At 35.2% G+C, this 17,056-nt stretch carries 18 protein-coding genes and 1 pseudogene; 10 read left to right on the top strand and 9 right to left on the bottom strand.

Annotated features, from left to right (window positions below):
* Positions 1 to 140 precede the first annotated feature (140 nt).
* From ACIQ1E_RS05020 to ACIQ1E_RS05010, 3 genes and pseudogenes are all read left to right on the top strand, one after another.
* Positions 141 to 362, top strand: a complete 222-nt coding sequence (locus tag ACIQ1E_RS05020) for a hypothetical protein (protein ID WP_396169272.1) — start codon at positions 141 to 143, stop codon at positions 360 to 362.
* A 69-nt stretch (positions 363 to 431) separates the two neighbouring features.
* A pseudogene (locus tag ACIQ1E_RS05015) lies at positions 432 to 566 on the top strand (nucleoside deaminase); the annotation flags it as partial.
* A gap of 68 nt (positions 567 to 634) precedes the next feature.
* Complete coding sequence (locus ACIQ1E_RS05010) at positions 635 to 1,396, top strand: SIMPL domain-containing protein (protein ID WP_396169271.1); 762 nt, start codon at positions 635 to 637, stop codon at positions 1,394 to 1,396.
* Between the two features lie 189 nt (positions 1,397 to 1,585).
* On the opposite strand, the gene ACIQ1E_RS05005 is transcribed toward ACIQ1E_RS05010, so the two are convergent.
* Positions 1,586 to 3,130, bottom strand: coding sequence for an Rne/Rng family ribonuclease (locus tag ACIQ1E_RS05005; RefSeq protein WP_396169269.1), 1,545 nt, complete (start codon positions 3,128 to 3,130; stop codon positions 1,586 to 1,588).
* 392 nt (positions 3,131 to 3,522) lie between these two features.
* Positions 3,523 to 3,819 carry an HU family DNA-binding protein gene (locus ACIQ1E_RS05000; protein WP_262709732.1) on the bottom strand — a complete coding sequence of 99 codons (297 nt, stop codon included), beginning with the start codon at positions 3,817 to 3,819 and terminating at the stop codon, positions 3,523 to 3,525.
* Between the two features lie 127 nt (positions 3,820 to 3,946).
* On the opposite strand from ACIQ1E_RS05000, the gene mutY reads away from it, so the two are divergent.
* The 5 genes from mutY to ACIQ1E_RS04975 all read left to right on the top strand — a co-directional run bounded on the left by mutY (position 3,947) and on the right by ACIQ1E_RS04975 (position 9,631).
* Positions 3,947 to 4,984: an A/G-specific adenine glycosylase gene (mutY, locus tag ACIQ1E_RS04995; RefSeq protein WP_396169267.1), complete on the top strand. Its 1,038-nt coding sequence runs from the start codon at positions 3,947 to 3,949 to the stop codon at positions 4,982 to 4,984.
* 45 nt (positions 4,985 to 5,029) lie between these two features.
* Complete coding sequence (locus ACIQ1E_RS04990; protein ID WP_396169265.1) at positions 5,030 to 5,470, top strand: single-stranded DNA-binding protein; 441 nt, start codon at positions 5,030 to 5,032, stop codon at positions 5,468 to 5,470.
* A 23-nt stretch (positions 5,471 to 5,493) separates the two neighbouring features.
* Positions 5,494 to 6,789: a gliding motility-associated protein GldE gene (locus tag ACIQ1E_RS04985; RefSeq protein WP_396169264.1), complete on the top strand. Its 1,296-nt coding sequence runs from the start codon at positions 5,494 to 5,496 to the stop codon at positions 6,787 to 6,789.
* A 7-nt stretch (positions 6,790 to 6,796) separates the two neighbouring features.
* Complete coding sequence (gldD, locus tag ACIQ1E_RS04980; RefSeq protein WP_396169262.1) at positions 6,797 to 7,363, top strand: gliding motility lipoprotein GldD; 567 nt, start codon at positions 6,797 to 6,799, stop codon at positions 7,361 to 7,363.
* Between the two features lie 120 nt (positions 7,364 to 7,483).
* On the top strand, positions 7,484 to 9,631 hold the full coding sequence (locus tag ACIQ1E_RS04975; protein ID WP_396169260.1) for a M3 family metallopeptidase: 2,148 nt from the start codon (positions 7,484 to 7,486) through the stop codon (positions 9,629 to 9,631).
* A 124-nt stretch (positions 9,632 to 9,755) separates the two neighbouring features.
* Here the strand turns inward: ACIQ1E_RS04975 and ACIQ1E_RS04970 are convergent, their stop codons facing one another.
* The 6 genes from ACIQ1E_RS04970 to ACIQ1E_RS04945 form a co-directional block, all read right to left on the bottom strand.
* Positions 9,756 to 10,664, bottom strand: coding sequence for a pseudouridine synthase (locus ACIQ1E_RS04970; protein ID WP_396169258.1), 909 nt, complete (start codon positions 10,662 to 10,664; stop codon positions 9,756 to 9,758).
* A gap of 591 nt (positions 10,665 to 11,255) precedes the next feature.
* Positions 11,256 to 12,176, bottom strand: coding sequence for a geranylgeranylglycerol-phosphate geranylgeranyltransferase (locus ACIQ1E_RS04965; RefSeq protein WP_396169257.1), 921 nt, complete (start codon positions 12,174 to 12,176; stop codon positions 11,256 to 11,258).
* Positions 12,177 to 12,179: 3 nt separating this feature from the next.
* On the bottom strand, positions 12,180 to 13,118 hold the full coding sequence (locus tag ACIQ1E_RS04960; RefSeq protein ID WP_396169256.1) for a mevalonate kinase: 939 nt from the start codon (positions 13,116 to 13,118) through the stop codon (positions 12,180 to 12,182).
* 165 nt (positions 13,119 to 13,283) lie between these two features.
* Entirely contained in the window at positions 13,284 to 13,433 is a 150-nt protein-coding gene (locus ACIQ1E_RS04955) for a type II toxin-antitoxin system RelE/ParE family toxin (RefSeq protein WP_396169254.1), read from the bottom strand.
* Complete coding sequence (locus ACIQ1E_RS04950; protein ID WP_396169252.1) at positions 13,430 to 13,648, bottom strand: hypothetical protein; 219 nt, start codon at positions 13,646 to 13,648, stop codon at positions 13,430 to 13,432. The genes ACIQ1E_RS04955 and ACIQ1E_RS04950 overlap by 4 nt, the downstream gene beginning before the upstream one ends.
* A gap of 19 nt (positions 13,649 to 13,667) precedes the next feature.
* A complete protein-coding gene (locus ACIQ1E_RS04945; protein ID WP_396169250.1) occupies positions 13,668 to 14,768 on the bottom strand; it encodes a diphosphomevalonate/mevalonate 3,5-bisphosphate decarboxylase family protein in 1,101 nt (366 codons plus the stop codon).
* Between the two features lie 85 nt (positions 14,769 to 14,853).
* Here ACIQ1E_RS04945 and ACIQ1E_RS04940 point away from each other — a divergent pair, with 85 nt between their 5' ends.
* Entirely contained in the window at positions 14,854 to 15,330 is a 477-nt protein-coding gene (locus ACIQ1E_RS04940; RefSeq protein ID WP_396169248.1) for a TspO/MBR family protein, read from the top strand.
* A gap of 61 nt (positions 15,331 to 15,391) precedes the next feature.
* On the opposite strand, the gene fbp is transcribed toward ACIQ1E_RS04940, so the two are convergent.
* Positions 15,392 to 16,411, bottom strand: a complete 1,020-nt coding sequence (gene fbp / locus ACIQ1E_RS04935) for a class 1 fructose-bisphosphatase (RefSeq protein ID WP_396169246.1) — start codon at positions 16,409 to 16,411, stop codon at positions 15,392 to 15,394.
* A gap of 149 nt (positions 16,412 to 16,560) precedes the next feature.
* Here fbp and ACIQ1E_RS04930 point away from each other — a divergent pair, with 149 nt between their 5' ends.
* A complete protein-coding gene (locus ACIQ1E_RS04930) occupies positions 16,561 to 17,034 on the top strand; it encodes a GNAT family N-acetyltransferase (protein ID WP_396169244.1) in 474 nt (157 codons plus the stop codon).
* Positions 17,035 to 17,056: the final 22 nt, after the last annotated feature.

The raw sequence follows: 17,056 nt of genomic DNA, 5'->3' as shown, positions 1-17,056 counted from the left end.
ATGAAAGTACAAAATATAAAAAGATTCACCTAATAAATCCAATGACTATGTGGCATGAATTCGAATTTTATTTCACGTCATTTTGACATGAAATAAAATCCCTATATTTGAGACTGATTAGTTACTTTAAATTAAATGTTATGAAAAATATTTTAATCATTGGACTGTTTTTTCTTGGCTTGAGTGGCTATTCACAAACTGCAACAAAAAAAGTTGTAAAACACGAAGCAAAGAAAGAAGTGAAAAAAGCTGTAGGAATAGAAACTTCTCCAGCTAAAACAGCAAAAAAAGCAGTTGGTCTGGAACCTACACCTGCTGAGAAAGCAAAAAAAGCAGTAACTAATACGGCTGTCAAAAAGTAAAAAAAATCCTGATTCATTTCAGGATTTTTTTTGATGTTAATTATCTTCAAATCATCAAACCTTTGTATCGGAGCGAGCGATGAACAACGGGGTTTCGAGAAAATGGGGACACAATTACATCCTAAAACTAAAGTTGTTCGTGGGGTTTTGGCGGCTGAAGCTTCGGAATTGATGAAGCGGTTTTTTGCAGAGAAGAGGAAATGATTTTCAATTCAATTTTGTTTCTCAAATAGTGTTATATTTACTACTATTAAATTTAAATCAAATTTTCAATGGAAAATAGACTCAAATCATCAATCATTATTGGAATTGCTATTATTATCACTGCCTTTATTTTGGGTCAGTCTTTCAAAAAAAGAAATGAAAATTTAGATTCTATTTCAGTAATCGGATTGGGTACAAAAGATTTTGTTTCAGATGAAATTTTATGGTCTGGAAGTTTTACTACCAATAGTATGGATATAAAAACAGCTTACAGCAAAATTATTTCTGACCAAAAAATTGTTTCTAATTTCTTTATTAGCAAAGGTTTTAAACCGAATGAGTTTTCGTTTGGAGCAGTGAATTTCCAAAAAAAGTTTAGACAAATTAGAACTGTAAATGCTGAAAACGGTGGCTATGTAAATTCCGAACAGATTTTTGATGGATATGAAGCCACTCAAAGTATTTCGTTTTCGGCTAAAAAGAATCCTCAACTAATGAATCGCATTGAAGAAGTTTCGAGTAAAACATCGGAATTGATCAATTCTGGTATAGAACTTACTTCAAATTCTATTCAATATACCTATTCTGATTTGCCTAGTTTGAAACAGAGTTTGATAGAAAATGCTGCAAGAGATGCTAACGAAAGAGCAAATAAAATTGTAAAAACTGCCAATGGTGATTTAGGAAAATTAAAAGGTGCAAATATGGGCGTTTTTCAAATTACGGGTCAGGGTTCAACTGAAGAAGATAGTTATGGTGGAAATAACGACACTTTTAGCAAAAACAAAACAGCTAGAATTACCGTGAGATTAGAATATAATTTAGATTAGCAAAATATCATTTAGATTCCCGATTTCCTAGCCCAGATAGCAGTGGAAATCCTTATGTGCCGGTGTTCGGCATATAAGATTGCAACGGATAGCTGGAAATAGCTCCTAAAAAAAGACAAAAAAAACCGCCTACTCGAGGCTGCTAAGCCAAACAGGCTGAAAGCAATCTCACGAAAGGCGGTTTTTGATTTATTCTATAATAACATTCTTCTTTTTATCGTAGAAATGATATTCTAGGTACGTGTAAGCGTCACGTGGTATGATTTTCACCCATTTTTTATGTTCAAAAAACCATTTTGAACGTATCGATGGAAAACCTTTTGTAAGGTATGCGGCCACAAAGGGATGTACGTTAAGCACAACTTCATTGTGTGTTTTTAATATACTTTCTAGATCAAGTGCGATTTTGTCAATGATTTGAATTGGCGCTTCTATTTCGCCTTCAATATTGTTTGGATCTTCTTCTCTAGTTTTAATGTTGACTTCCGGTCTTACTCTTTGTCTTGTAATTTGGACTAATCCAAACTTACTCGGAGGTAAGATTTTGTGTTTGGCTTTATCGTCGCTCATTTCTTCTCTAAGGAAGTCGAACAACACTTTGCGATTTTCAGGATTGCCCATATCGATAAAATCAACTACAATTATTCCGCCCATATCACGAAGGCGCAATTGTCTGGCGATTTCGGCGGCGGCAATCATATTGACTTCCATTGCAGTATCTTCTTGATTGGATGCTTTATTAGAACGGTTTCCGCTGTTGACGTCAATAACGTGCAAAGCTTCGGTGTGTTCGATAATAAGATAAGCACCTTTACTCATGGAAACTGTTCTTCCAAAGGAGGTCTTGATTTGTCTCTCTATATTGTATTTCTCGAAAATTGGAGTGTCTTTGGATTGATAAAACTTAACAATCGATGTTTTCGAAGGGGCTATTTCTTGTAAATAATCCTTCGTTTGGTTGTACAACTCTTCATCATCTATTTGGATTCCACTAAAGGTATCGTTGAAGACGTCTCTTAGTATTGATGAAGCTCTATTGAGCTCTCCTAATACCTTGGACGGATGATGAGCGGTTGGTAATTTTTTACACATTGCAGTCCATCTCTCTATGAGCTTCTGCAAATCTTTTTCTAATTCGGCTGTATTTTTGCCTTCGGCTACTGTGCGAACAATAACACCAAATCCTTTTGGTTTGATGGATTGTACGAGTCGTTTCAAACGATCCTTTTCTTTTTTGTCTTCTATTTTTTGAGAAATAGAAACGCGGTCAGAAAACGGAACCAAAACAATAAATCTTCCGGCAAGTGAAAGCTCTGCGCTTATTCTTGGTCCTTTGGTAGATATTGGTTCTTTGACAACTTGTACTAAGATAGACTGATTCGAATTGATAATATCGGTTATCGAACCATCTTTGTCTATCTCTTTTTCAAACTGAAAGTTTTTTAGGGAGAAATCTTTTATTTTACCTGCGCTTACAAGTTTTATGAATTTCAGTTGGGAAGCAAGATTAGGACCCAAATCGTGATAATGTAAAAAGGCGTCTTTTTCGTAGCCAACATTTACAAAAGCAGCATTTAGTCCTGCAACTGGTTTTCTTATTTTGGCAATAAAAATATCGCCAACTTGGAAATTGCTTGTTTCTTGTTCTTTGTGTAATTCAATTAGTTTTCCATCTTTTAATAAGGCAAAATCTACGGCTTCGGAACTAGATCGGATGATTAATTCTTTATTCACTCTGTAAATTTTTATCCGCACTTTCAGATTTCAGATTTCAGATTTCAGATTTCAGATTTTTGTAGATACAAAAAACTTCCAACTTCCAACTTCCAACTTCTAACTTCAGCAAGGATGGATTAAACAATAATTTTAACAGGTATTGAACCCGGGGAAAATTAGTCGGCAGTTTGCAGTATTTAGCTAGCAGCTAACTGAACACTAAATACCGAACACTGATCACTAACTTTCAATTTCAATGAACGTTTAAAAAGAAAAAAGTAGTTATAAACTACTTTTTCTTTTTGTGACGGTTAGCTCTCGCTCTTTTCTTGCGTTTGTGCGTAGCTACCTTATGTCTCTTCCTTTTTTTACCACTTGGCATAATCTGGTGATTTTGTGATTAATAAATATTATTTTGCTTCGTTATTCGTTTTCACTCCTTCTACAAAAACTTTTGCAGGTTTGAAAGCTGGAATATTGTGAGCAGGGATTTTGATTGTAGTATTTTTTGAAATGTTTCTTCCAGTTTTCTCAGCTCTTGTTTTCACGATGAAACTTCCGAAACCTCTTAAATAAACATTATCCCCAGTTTCTAATGAGGTTTTTACTTCTGTCATAAAGGTCTCAACTGTTGCCTGAACATCTCCCTTTTCTAGACCTAATCTCTCTGAGATTTTTGCTACGATATCTGCTTTTGTCATTTTAATTCGTAATTTATTATTGTGTACTAATTTTTTGAGGTTGCAAAGATAGGAATAAAAAAAACAATTATTCAAGCTAATTCATTAAAATTTAACAACATAAACTTTTACTTTTGCTAACTAAAATTTAACGATGAGCTTTTCCAAAGTGTTGATAAGGTGGTATTTAGAAAACAAGCGTGATTTACCTTGGCGAAAAACCGACAATCCGTACCTCATCTGGCTCTCAGAAATTATGCTTCAACAGACGCGAGTAGCACAAGGAACACCCTATTTTTTATCTTTTACAAATGCGTTTCCAACAGTTTTTGATTTGGCCGCAGCCAATGAAGAACAAGTTTTGAAACTTTGGCAAGGTTTGGGCTATTATTCTCGGGCTCGAAACTTACATAAAACTGCACAATTTGTCGCCGATGAATTATCGGGAAAATTTCCGGATAATTATAATGATTTATTAAATTTAAAAGGCGTTGGCGAATATACCGCTGCTGCAATCGCATCCTTTTCATATAACGAAGCCGTTCCCGTTGTCGATGGAAATGTTTTTCGGGTTTTGTCGCGCTATTTTGATGTGGAAACGGATATTGCTTCGGCTACAGCCAAAAAGGAATTTGCTGCTTTGGCTTTCGAATTGATGCCAAAAGAAAACCCAGCTTTGTTCAACCAAGCCATTATGGAATTTGGCGCTTTGCAATGCGTTCCCAAAAGTCCGAATTGTGAAATTTGCGTTTTCAACACGAGTTGTGCCGCTTTGCAAAAAAAGAAAGTCGATCAATTGCCCGTAAAATCAAAGAAATTGAAGGTCAGAAATCGATACTTTAATTATATAGTAGTTTCCGACGATGAGGAAAAGACCATCATTCAAAAAAGAACAGCCAAGGGAATCTGGCACAATCTCTACGAATTTCCATTGATTGAAACAGAGAAAATCGAGGATTTTACATTCATTGCCCAACAAATTAAGGCCGACTTTTTCAAAGAAAATACTATCGAAAGCCTATTCGAAATGTACCCTGAGAGCATTATTCACAAATTATCGCATCAACATTTGCATATCAAGTTTTGGAAAGTTCATTTAAAAGGAAATGTAGCAAAAGGTATTGACGCTGCAACTTTAAAAACATTTCCTTTCCCCATTGTCATTCATAATTTTATCGAAAAGGATTTTTAGAACTTATTCAAAAATCATTATATTTGGAAATAGAAAACAAATCAAATGAATTCTACCTTAAATAAAGTTATGCTGATTGGCCATTTGGGCGACGATGTCAAAATGCACTATTTCAAAAGTGATTCTTGCATTGGGAAATTTCCTTTGGCAACAAACGAGACCTATATTAATAAAGAAACGGGTGAAAAAATCACTTCGACCGAGTGGCATAATATAGTGGTGCGCAACAAGGCGGCAGAATTATGCGAAAAATATCTTTCGAAAGGAGATAAAATCTATGTTGAAGGTCGAATAAAATCGCGTCAATGGCAAGCGGAAGACGGTTCGACAAAATACATTACTGAAATTCAAGCCATAGATTTTACTTTTCTTACAACCAAAAAAGAAACTGACGGTTCCAAAGAGAATAAATCTCCCGAAACCACAAAAAACACTAACTTTGACCCAGAAAACAATGGCTTACCGATAAATGATTTGCCGTTTTGATTGTTTAACTAATCTCTTATAATTTGGACCCAGAGCCCAGTTTTTTTCTTCAATACACTCTCGATACTAATTTAGTATTTGGTCTTATCGCGATATTTGCCCTGCTATTTTGTTCTGCATTAGTTTCTGCCGCCGAAGTAGCCTTATTTTCTTTGTCACAGAAAGATATTGACAATACTTTGCAAAATCATCCCTCGAAAGGAAAAATAATTTCGAAACTTTTAGAAAAACCAAAAAAATTACTAGCCACACTTCTTGTCGCCAACAATTTTATCAATATTGGCGTGGTAATTTTGTTTTCATACGTTGGCCACGAAGTGTTTTCTGGAATAGCATCTCCTGTACTAAAATTTATCATCGAAGTGATCTTAGTCACTTTTTTAATCTTGTTATTCGGAGAGGTTTTGCCAAAAGTATATGCCAGCCGAAACAACATCAAATTTGCAAAATTAATCGCCTATCCTATTTCTGGACTTGACAAACTGTTATCTCCTATTAGTTTGCCTATGCGAAAAGCAACCATTTACCTGCATAATAAATTAGGAAAACAAAAAACAAACTTCTCTGTCGATCAATTATCCCAAGCGTTGGAACTCAAAGATTCCGAAGAAACTTCGACTGAAGAGCAAAAAATATTAGAAGGCATTGTCACTTTCGGAAACACGGATACCAAGCAAGTGATGAGTCCGCGAATGGATATTTTTGCCTTAGAAATCGACGAGCCGTTTGCTACTATTTATCCAAAAATTATAGAAATGGGTTTTTCAAGAATTCCCGTGTATAAAGACAATATAGATCAGATAGAAGGCGTTTTGTTTGTAAAAGATTTGCTTCCGCACATCAACAAAGAAGATTTTGATTGGAAAACATTGTTGCGAGAACCGTTTTTTGTGCCTGAGAACAAAAAAATCGACAATTTACTCAAGGATTTTCAAAGTATGAAAAGTCATTTGGCAATTGTAGTGGATGAATATGGAGGAACTTCGGGATTGGTTTCGCTTGAAGATATTATCGAAGAGATTGTGGGAGATATCAGCGATGAATTCGATGGTGACAACACAAATTATTCTAAAATCGATGATAAAAACTACCTTTTTGAAGGAAAAACAAATCTTAAGGATTTCTATAGAGTGATTGATGTTGATGAAGATTTATTCGAAGTGAAAAAAGGTGAAGCCGAAACTTTGGCGGGATTTATTCTAGAAATTTTAGGCAACTTCCCAAAAAAAGGACAAAATATCGTTTTTGAAAACTGCACTTTTACTATTGAATTAGTAGATAAAAAAAGAGTAAAACAAATAAAAGTTACTATTGAATAAATACAAAATGCAAAAAAAACAACTTATAATTTTCGCGATTTTAACCGTGATGTTTTCAGTTTTGAGCTGTAAAGACGAGGTACTACCAAAACCTGCATCTTTTTTGCGTTTAGATTATCCTGAGGCAGAATATGTGAATTTTGAAAATAGCGCTTCGCCATTTGCATTCGAAATAAATTCAGAAGCTATAATCAAGGGTGGGAAAGATTTTGGATTTACCATCACCTACCCCAAAATGAAAGCTACGATTTATTTGACCTACAAACCCGTGAACAATAATATCAATAAATTGTTGCGTGACGCTCAAAAACTGACCTATGAACACGTGATAAAAGCGGATGATATTCTAGAACAACCCTATTTGAATCCTTCCAAAAAAGTATATGGAATGTTCTACCAAGTGGATGGAAATGCGGCGACAAATTCACAGTTTTACGTGACCGATAGCACCAAACATTTTGTGACTGGCTCGGTTTATTTCTATGCAAAACCCAATTACGATTCCATAATGCCAGCGGCAAGTTATGTTAGAAACGATATGCAACGTTTGATGGAGACTTTGAAGTGGAAATAGAAAAGCACATTTAAATATATTTTGCTTTTTACAAGAGAAAACCACTAATAATCCGAAGCTTCATTAGAGTAATTTTTAATTGTTTTTTGTAGATTTACACAAATATTTAATAACATGAAAATGAAATCTAAATCCTTTTTCATTTTGTTAGTTATCGGTAATCTACTAACAATTGAAGCGCAAGAAAAAAAAGAAAGCACGACAATGAATCCCTTCTTCCAAGCTTATGACACACCTTATAATGTGCCGCCTTTTGACAAGATAAAAAACGAACATTTTAAACCCGCCATTTTAGAAGGTATTAAAAGACACGAAGAAGAAATCAGCACGATTGCCAATTCCTCATCCGCTCCTACTTTCGACAACACCATTCTTGCAATGGAAAATGCAGGAGAATTATTGTCGAATGTGAATACCGTTTTTTCGAATCTTAATTCGGCAAACACTAGCAAAGAAATTCAAAATATAGCCAAAGAAGTTGCGCCAAATCTATCGGCACACAGAGATAATATTTACCTCAACGAGAAATTATTTACCAGAGTAAAAACACTTTGGGATAAAAAAGAAAGCTTAGGATTGAATTTGGAGCAGGCAAAGATTTTGGATAATACCTACAAAGACTTCGTCCGTAGCGGTGCCAATTTATCAAATGCTGATAAAGAAATTTTAAGAAAAATAAACGGGCAACTTTCGCTAATCAGTTTGAAATATGGTCAAAACATTTTGGCCGAAACCAATAAATACGAATTGGTTATCGGTGATAAAAAAGATTTAGCCGGTTTGCCACAAGGATTGATCGATGCAGCAGCCGCTGATGCCAAAGCAAAAGGCAAAGAGGGAAAATGGGTGTTTACACTTTCGAATTCAAGTGTGATGCCGTTTTTGCAATACAGCTCGAATAGAGAATTGCGGAAACAAATTTGGAATGCCTATCAAACCAAAGGGAATCACGATGATGAGTTGGACAACAAGAAAAACGCTATCGATTTGGCTAATCTTCGCGGACAAAAAGCACGATTGTTGGGTTTTAAAACCCATTCCAATTATGTTTTAGAGGAATCGATGGCTAAAACACCCGAAAACGCAAAAAAGCTTTTGAATGATTTGTGGAAACCTGCTTTGGAAATAGCAAAAACAGAAGCTGCGGACATTCAAAAAATGATGGCGAAAGATGGAATAAAAGGAGCAGTACAACCGTATGACTGGAGATATTACACCGAAAAAATCAGAAAGGAACGATTTGATTTAGACGAAGAAGAACTAAAACCGTATTTTAGTTTAGAGAATGTTAGAAAAGGCGTTTTTCAGGTTACAGAAAAATTATATGGAATCCAATTCAAGGAATTGAACAACGTTCCCAAATACCATCCAGACGCATCCGTTTGGGAAGTAAAAGAAGCTGACGGAACACATATTGGTATTTTTTATATGGATTTTCATCCTAGAGATTCAAAACGCGGAGGTGCTTGGATGACTTCTTACAGAACTCAAAAAACGGTTGATGGAAAACGATTGGCACCTGTGATTTCTATAGTTTGCAATTTTACGAAACCTTCAGGCGAAACTCCAGCTCTATTGACTTTCGACGAAGTTTCTACTTTCTTTCATGAATTTGGACACGCCTTACACGGATTATTGTCGAATGTGACTTACAGAAGTTTAGCAGGAACAAGTGTTCCAAGAGATTTTGTAGAATTGCCTTCACAAATTATGGAAAACTGGGCTGCTGAACCAGAAGTTTTAAAAATGTATGCAATACACTATAAAACAGGAAAGACTATTCCAGATGATTTAGTAAATAAATTAAAAAAAGCAGGAACTTTTGATCAAGGCTTTGTAACAACTGAATATCTTGCTGCGTCCTTTTTGGATTTGGCTTACCATTCGCAAACCAAAGATATTACCGTAGATGCCAACACTTTTGAAAAAGAAGCTATGTCGAAAATTGGCTTAATCGAGTCGATCATCCCAAGATACAGAAGTACTTATTTCAGCCATATATTTTCTGGTGGATATTCTTCAGGATATTACAGCTATATCTGGTCTGGCGTTTTGGATACTGATGCTTTTGAAGCTTTCAAAACCACTAGCCTATTCAATCCCGAAAAAGCCAAATCATTCCGCGAAAATGTCCTAGAAAAAGGAGGAACTGAAGATCCGATGGTTTTGTACAAACGATTTAGAGGTGCAGAACCAAGTGTTGAACCGTTGTTGAGAAAACGCGGATTAGATAAAAAAGAGGAGTCACTTAAAAAAATCCAAGGATAATAAAGGCCGCCTTTTGAAGCAGAAAACCTGTATCATTTTTGATGATACAGGTTTTTTTATTTTCTAAAAAAATCACCCTTCAAAATAGAGGAAGAATTTTTGATTTTAGTATAACTGTAAAACTTTATACGTTTTTCAAATTGATAATTTCTTGTTCAGTAAGCAATCTCCAGTTTCCGCGAGGTAAATTCTTTTTGGTCAAACCCGCAAAAGCAACTCTGTCAATTCTTAAAACGTCATAACTGAAATTCTCGAAAATAGAACGAACGACTTTAACGTTGGCCGATCTTAATTTCAGTCCAATTTCACTTTTAGCCTCTCCTTCGATATAGCTAACTTCTTCCACAAAAACACGGTGTCCGTCCAGAACTAATCCTTTTTGTATTTTCTCTAAATCTTCGAATTTCAAGTTTTTATCCAATGAAACTTGGTAGATTTTAGATGATTTGTTCGTTGGTAAAGTAAACTTACGAATCATATCAGTATCGTTGGTAAACAACAATAAACCAGTAGTATTCTTGTCCATTCTCCCAACAGGGGCAATTTTGGCTGTGGTTGAACCTTTTACCAATTCCAAAACGTTACGATTTTCTTGACCTTCGTCAAGAGCTGTGGTAAAATTTTTGGGTTTGTTCAACAAGATATATACTTTCTTCTCCGGAGTCAAAACAGCTCCATCAAAATTGACAACATCGCCTGGTTTTACCATATAACCCATTTCGGTTACCGGAATTCCGTTAACTTTTACGTTTCCAGATTGAATGTAAATATCGGCATCACGACGCGAACACACTCCAGAATTAGAAATGTATTTGTTCAAACGAATTTCGTCTTTTACTTTTGGTCTTTTTGGCGCTTGATTCGGTTTTTTGGCATTTTTTGCAGCCTCTTCCTCAGCTATTTTCACAGATGGTTTTACTTTTTTTGGCCCCTGAGCACGCTTTGCCATTGCCGGCTTTGGCTTATTTGAATTGGGTCTTGAACTATTTGCTCTACCACCACTTTTATTATTATCGCCTTCCTTCTTATACATAACATTCAATAATTTTACTTCGTCATTTCTGCCTTTAATGGCTTCATGGCTGCAAAGATAGCTTTTTATTGCTTAAAAGTTGATTGTTTTTGGATTAGGTCAGGGCATTCGCGTTTAAAACTAAATGCTACTTCGTTTTTTATCAAAGAACTTAATTGGCACACAGATGACACGGATTATACTGATTCGCGCGAATTTCTTATCTTAATTTAGAAAAAAGAATGAGGATTTGTGTAAAATCCGTTCCATCTGTGTCATCTGTGTGCCATTATATACAACTTGAAATATATTGTTAATAACCAAAATCTTAAAAGCGAATGCCTTGGGATTAGGTAGCTCTTCGCCTTTAAAACTAGTGGCATCTCTGTAGTTTTATCAAAATATCCAAATGAAATACAGTTGTCAATATCAACAACTTAAATATAGCGTCAATAACCATAATCAAAAAAGCGAACGTTCTTGGACAAGGGTTTTCTAGCCATGATGGAAACGGCATCCTTTGTTGCCGGGGTTTGACAACAAAGATATAGTGTACAGCAGGATTAAGCTCCTGATTGCTTCTCCCGATAGCAATCGGGATAGCAATGATAATTAGATAGAGCGCAATAATTTCTCCCCGTGCCACAACACGGAGGGATTGATAAGCACAATACTAAACACTCCTGCAACAATCAGGAATTTTAAGACATTGTGAAGCAACACATATTGCTCTTTGGCACTGGATTTCCACAGATACAATAGAAAGAAGATCAATATGATAAGGCAAGTATAAAAATAGATGTCCATATAACCAACATCGAAAATTTCGATTAATACATATACTGGAATGATGGTAGCGATAGACAAAACCGTTATAATTTTCTTCGAAACTTCTTCGCCATAAACAATGGGAATGGTTCTATAGTCATTAGCCAAATCGCCTTTGATGTTCTCTAAATCTTTGACCAATTCCCGAATCAAAAGCAATAAAAACAAGAACGCTGCGTGTCCCAAAATGACTTCGTACAAATTTTTGTAATATAAAAATACAGCGAAAAACGGCAATACCGATAGAAATGCTGACATTAAATTTCCAAGAAACAGTTGTTTTTTTATTCGATGAGAATAATACCAAATCAAGAAAATATATACAGAAAAATATAAAAAAGCGCGCCAAGAAACAAAAACAGCAAGAAAAACTACAATGAAATTTAGCGTAAAATAAACGTTTAGCTTTGTTTTTTGGCTCACCAATCGATCGAGCATAGACTTAGTAGGTCGATTGATTAAATCTTTTTTGCTATCGTAAAAGTTATTGATAATATAACCGGACGCAATCGCCAACGAGGATGCTAAGACGATAATAAATAAATCGAAATCGAGAAGAATAGCTAGCGCTCTTTTTTCGGGTGCAAGAATGAAAATAGCAGAAAGATATTGTGCTATGACAATTATCGGAATGTTGTAGCCTCTAACCACAGAAAACAAGCTGATGAATTTCATCACGATTATTTTGTTCTTTCGGCTAAGCATTTATTAGAATTGATAAACTACTTCTAGCTTATAATCTTTGAGTGAAATTCGTGCTTTTTCTAGATCTTGTGTAAATCCAAGGATGTAACCGCCACCACCTGAACCGCATAATTTAAGGTAATAATCATTCGATTCGATTCCTTTTTGCCAAATTCCGTGAAATTGTTCCGGAATCATCGGTTTGAAGTTATTCAGAACGACTTTTGATAATTTTTTGGTATTAGCAAACAAAGATTGAATATCACCACCCAAGAAATTTTCGACACAAGCGTCGGTATGTTTGATAAATTGCGATTTCAACATTTTTCGGAATCCTTGATCTTTCAATTTTTCCATAAAAATATTGACCATTGGAGCCGTTTCGCCCACAATTCCAGAATCGATCAAAAATACAGCGCCAGTTCCTTCCAAACTTTGGGTGGGAATACCAGTTGCTTCAATATTATCTTTAGAATTAATCAGAATCGGAATACTCAAATAACTATTCAAAGGATCTAAACCGGAACTTTTTCCGTGAAAAAACGATTCCATTTGGGAGAAAATAGTTTTTAATTGCAATAATTTTTCACGAGTCAGATTCTCTAGAACGGTAATCTTATCTTGGGCATATTTGTCGTAAATGGCTGCAACTAATGCACCGCTGCTTCCAACGCCGTAACCCTGAGGAATACTAGAATCGAAGTACATTCCCGTTTCGACATCGTTTTTAAGCATTGCCAAATCGAAAGTCACTAGTTCTGGTTGTTCGCGTTGTAAAGTTTCTAAATGCGACACAAAACGTTTCAAGTTTCCGTTGGATTTTATGGCTTCGGCTGATGGATTTTCTTCCCTCTTCAGTGCGCCATTGTAAAAATTGTATGGAATAGATAATCCTTTCGAGTCACGAATGATTCCATATTCTCCAAAGAGTAATATTTTTGAGTAAAATAAAGGTCCTTTCATATATGCTTGAACTTATTTTATTTTGTTAATTTTTGTTGGGTTTTGCCTGGTATCGAAAAGAGCTAAAACTCTAAATTTCTTTGAATCGTATTTATAATAAATAGTTGTTTGCTTCGACAAAACACATCTGTGCTGGTTTTTGTTAATTTGAGATTTTGGGAACATTTATGGTTCTTTTTGAATCAAATAGAACGATTTGTCAAGTTTTGAAATGAATTTATCTCTAACTTTCGCAGACCATTTAAATTCTAAATACTCCAATAAATCAATTAACTTTTTCTCAGCATTCTTTGAAAAGATTATTTCTCTTTTCATCTGTATTTCTTCATCAAATCTTCATAAAGCACAAACTCTCCACGCTCGATTTGTCTTTCGCCTTCTTCAATTTCAAACTTTTGCTCTTCAGACAATTCATCCCAAAAATCTTTTTTTTGAGTTGTGAATAGTTTTTTAATCGATGCAATTATAGATTCATCGTTGGTTTCAGCCAACAATTTCATCAACTCTGATTTTTCTAATTCAATGTCCATCTCTGTATCAAATTAAAAATTAATTGTTCTTGTTTTCAATCGAACCAATTCCGATTTGGTCACAAATATAATGACCATTTTGACAATAGCCAACTAATTCAGTTTTAATTAATTGCGAAACAGCCTCTTTTGCGGTTTCTGGGTACAAAATATGGACGTTTGCTCCTGCATCAAGCGTGAAACAAACAGGTGTTTTTGTTTCGTTTCTAAATTTCCATATTTTATTGATAATCTCTAATGTGTTCGGTTTCATTAAAATAAAGTACGGAAGAGAAGTCATCATCATTGCGTGCAGAGTCAAAGCTTCGCTTTCGACAATGGCAATGAATTCATCTAAATTTCCGTCTTGAAGTACTTTACTCAATTTATCCAAGTTTTCGTGAGCTTGCTCAAATCGCCTTTCGGCAAATGGATGATTGTGCATTAAATTATGACCTACCGAACTCGAAACCTGTTTTTCTCCTTTATCTACCAATAAAATCGTGTCTTGAAAATTTTTGAAATTCTCGTGAATACGATGAGAAAATTCAACCCCGTACAAATCTGTACTTCCTTTAACATTATCGTGATTGCCCCAAACGACCACCTCACCTTTTACGCTTCGGCAAGCGCTTCCGGAACCCAAACGCGCCAAGAAAGAAGCTTTTTGGTAAAAATAATCTTCGGTCATATTTGGGTTTAATGCTTTTTCTAAACTCATTAGGTTCATTGACAAAGCTGCCATTCCGGATGCAGACGATGCTATTCCAGAACTATGTGGAAAGGTATTCTGAGTATCTATAACGAAGTGATACTCTTTCAGAAAAGGCAAATAAACCAAAACTCTTTCGAAAAATTGTTGAATTTTTGGTTTGAAATCTTCTTTGGGTTTTCCTTCAAAAAGCAACTCGAATGAAAAACCATCTTGGCTTTGTTTTCTGGCAAAAGCCAATGTGGTAATCGTTTTGCAATTATTCAGGGTAAAGCTAATCGATGGGTTAGCAGGAATTTGCTGTCCTACTCCTTCTTTTTTGCCCCAATATTTTACCAAAGCAATGTTGCTTGGAGAACTCCATTCGAATTTTCCGGTTTCGACAGATTGGGAAAATTTTTTCGGAATAAAATCGTTTTCTGAAAACATCAATATAAAATTTGCGCAAAGATACTGATTTCTTTATTTGTTGATTCGTTCAAAGTTTTGATTAATTTTGAAAAAAAATTAAAAGATGAATAAAATTTCCAAAATTCTAGTTGTAGTAGTTACTTGTTTGGTGGTTGGTTATTTTTCGGGTATGGTAACGCGTTCTTCAATAACCACTTGGTATCCAACCCTAATAAAACCAAGTTTTAATCCGCCAAATTGGGTTTTTGCACCTGTTTGGACTATGCTTTATGCGATGATGGGAGTCGCAGCTGGTTTGGTTTGGAGTCGAATAGACTTCGAAAAAGAAGTAGTAAAAAAAGCATTAATTTTCTTTGCTGTACAATTGGCATTAAATGCATTATGGTCTTACTTATTTTTTGGTTTGAAAAATCCAATGTTGGCTGGCATCGAAATCATTATTTTGTGGTTAATGATATATGAAACCTATGTAAAATTCGTCAAAATAAATAAAATCGCAGGCTATCTAATGATCCCCTACTTACTTTGGGTAAGTTTTGCAAGCGTTCTGAATGCTAGTATTTGGTGGCTAAACCGATAGTATTGAAGGCTATCTAAAACAATGAAGCTCACCGATTGGAGAGCTTCTTTTTTATTTAATGTTAGTATTTGCTTAGCTTGGCCAATCGCATAAAATCTTCCGCTTTTTCGACCATATTGTAACTTCCGCAGAAGAAAGGTGTTCTTTCGTGCAGTTCAGTAGGTTGGAGTTCCATTATTCGATTAAATCCATCCGATGCTTTACCTCCTGCTTGTTCTACAATAAATGCCATAGGATTGCATTCGTAAAGCAATCGCAACTTTCCTTTAGGCGATTTTGAGCTTGTTGGATACAAATAAATCCCTCCTTTTAGCATATTCCTATGAATGTCTGAAACCAAACTACCTATATATCTCGAAGTATAAGGCCTTTCGTCCTCTTCAAGTTGGCAATATTTGATATAATCTTTTACACCTTGCGGAAAATGAACATAATTCCCTTCATTTATTGAATAGATAATTCCGTCTTTTGGAAATTGAATGTTGGGATGCGAAAGGTAAAATGTTCCAATAGCCGGATTCAAAGTAAATCCGTTTACCCCGTGACCAGTAGTATAAACCAACATCGTCGACGTACTATAAATCACATAGCCCGCAGCGACTTGATTGATTCCAGGTTGCAAGAAATCTTCGATAGTAACAGGAGTCCCAACGGGTGAAATTCTTCTATAAACCGAAAAAATAGTTCCCACAGAAACGTTTACGTCGATATTTGACGACCCATCGAGAGGATCCATCAAAACAACATATTTATTATTGTGGCAATTATCAGTGCCTTTTACAGTAATGTACTCGTCGTTTTCCTCAGACGCTATACCACAAACAATTTCACGATTTACAAGCGTTTGAATAAACACTTCATTGGCATAAACATCTAATTTTTGCTGATCTTCCCCTTGGATATTTTGAGCTCCTGCTGCTCCAACTATATCGACTAATCCGGCTTTATTTACCTTATAATTGACCACCTTGGCAGCGAGTCGTATAGAATTGATTATTCGGGATAGTTCTCCCGACGAATACTGAAATGCTGATTGGTTTTCGATAATAAATTCACCGAGAGTTTTGTTGCCTTCTTCCATAATGAAATCGTTGTAGTTGTTTTGAAGTCACAAATATCGGGTTTTTTGTGAAATTGAAAATATTTTATTCCTTTCGGTGAACAGAATTGTATATTTGCCATATATTTTATTAAAATCTACCCTAATAACCATTTTTTACCATAAAAATTATGAATATCAGAAAAGGAATTCCCGAAGATATGAAAGCGGTTTTAAGCCTTATTCAAGAATTAGCAGTTTTTGAGAACGAACCTGATGCAGTGGTTATTACGGAGGAAGATTTAATTCGTGATGGCTTTTCTGCAAATCCTTTATTTCAAGTATTCGTTGCCGAGGTAGAATCAGAGGTTGTTGGGATTGCTTTGTACTATTACAGATATTCTACTTGGAAAGGAAAAACCATTCACTTGGAAGACCTTGTGGTGAAAGAGAATATGCGTGGCTCAGGAGTGGGCTTTGCCTTGTATTCTGAAATCATAAAACAAGGAAAAAAAGATAAAGTTCGCAGAATTGAATGGAATGTATTGGACTGGAACACTCCTGCAATAGATTTCTATATAAAATCAGGTGCAAAAGTGCTTGACGATTGGAGAGTGGCGCAAATGGATGAAGCAGGAATTAACGCTTTTTTAGAAAATAATTAATGAAAATAAAGTTCCAAATTTG

The sequence above is a fragment of the Flavobacterium sp. genome, assembly GCF_044348915.1.
Taxonomy (GTDB): Bacteria; Bacteroidota; Bacteroidia; order Flavobacteriales; family Flavobacteriaceae; genus Flavobacterium.
The sequence above is the reverse complement of the archived record's forward strand: the minus strand, read 5'-3'. Positions and strand labels throughout refer to the sequence as shown.

Coding starts and splice junctions, on each gene's coding strand:
- ACIQ1E_RS05020 (WP_396169272.1), top strand. CDS start 141: ATGAAAAATATTTTAATCATTGGACTGTTTTTTCTTGGCTTGAGTGGC.
- ACIQ1E_RS05010 (WP_396169271.1), top strand. CDS start 635: ATGGAAAATAGACTCAAATCATCAATCATTATTGGAATTGCTATTATT.
- mutY (WP_396169267.1), top strand. CDS start 3,947: ATGAGCTTTTCCAAAGTGTTGATAAGGTGGTATTTAGAAAACAAGCGT.
- ACIQ1E_RS04990 (WP_396169265.1), top strand. CDS start 5,030: ATGAATTCTACCTTAAATAAAGTTATGCTGATTGGCCATTTGGGCGAC.
- gldD (WP_396169262.1), top strand. CDS start 6,797: ATGCAAAAAAAACAACTTATAATTTTCGCGATTTTAACCGTGATGTTT.
- ACIQ1E_RS04975 (WP_396169260.1), top strand. CDS start 7,484: ATGAAATCTAAATCCTTTTTCATTTTGTTAGTTATCGGTAATCTACTA.
- ACIQ1E_RS04970 (WP_396169258.1), bottom strand. CDS start 10,664: ATGTATAAGAAGGAAGGCGATAATAATAAAAGTGGTGGTAGAGCAAAT.
- ACIQ1E_RS04965 (WP_396169257.1), bottom strand. CDS start 12,176: ATGCTTAGCCGAAAGAACAAAATAATCGTGATGAAATTCATCAGCTTG.
- ACIQ1E_RS04960 (WP_396169256.1), bottom strand. CDS start 13,118: ATGAAAGGACCTTTATTTTACTCAAAAATATTACTCTTTGGAGAATAT.
- ACIQ1E_RS04955 (WP_396169254.1), bottom strand. CDS start 13,433: ATGAAAAGAGAAATAATCTTTTCAAAGAATGCTGAGAAAAAGTTAATT.
- ACIQ1E_RS04950 (WP_396169252.1), bottom strand. CDS start 13,648: ATGGACATTGAATTAGAAAAATCAGAGTTGATGAAATTGTTGGCTGAA.
- ACIQ1E_RS04945 (WP_396169250.1), bottom strand. CDS start 14,768: ATGTTTTCAGAAAACGATTTTATTCCGAAAAAATTTTCCCAATCTGTC.
- ACIQ1E_RS04940 (WP_396169248.1), top strand. CDS start 14,854: ATGAATAAAATTTCCAAAATTCTAGTTGTAGTAGTTACTTGTTTGGTG.
- fbp (WP_396169246.1), bottom strand. CDS start 16,411: ATGGAAGAAGGCAACAAAACTCTCGGTGAATTTATTATCGAAAACCAA.
- ACIQ1E_RS04930 (WP_396169244.1), top strand. CDS start 16,561: ATGAATATCAGAAAAGGAATTCCCGAAGATATGAAAGCGGTTTTAAGC.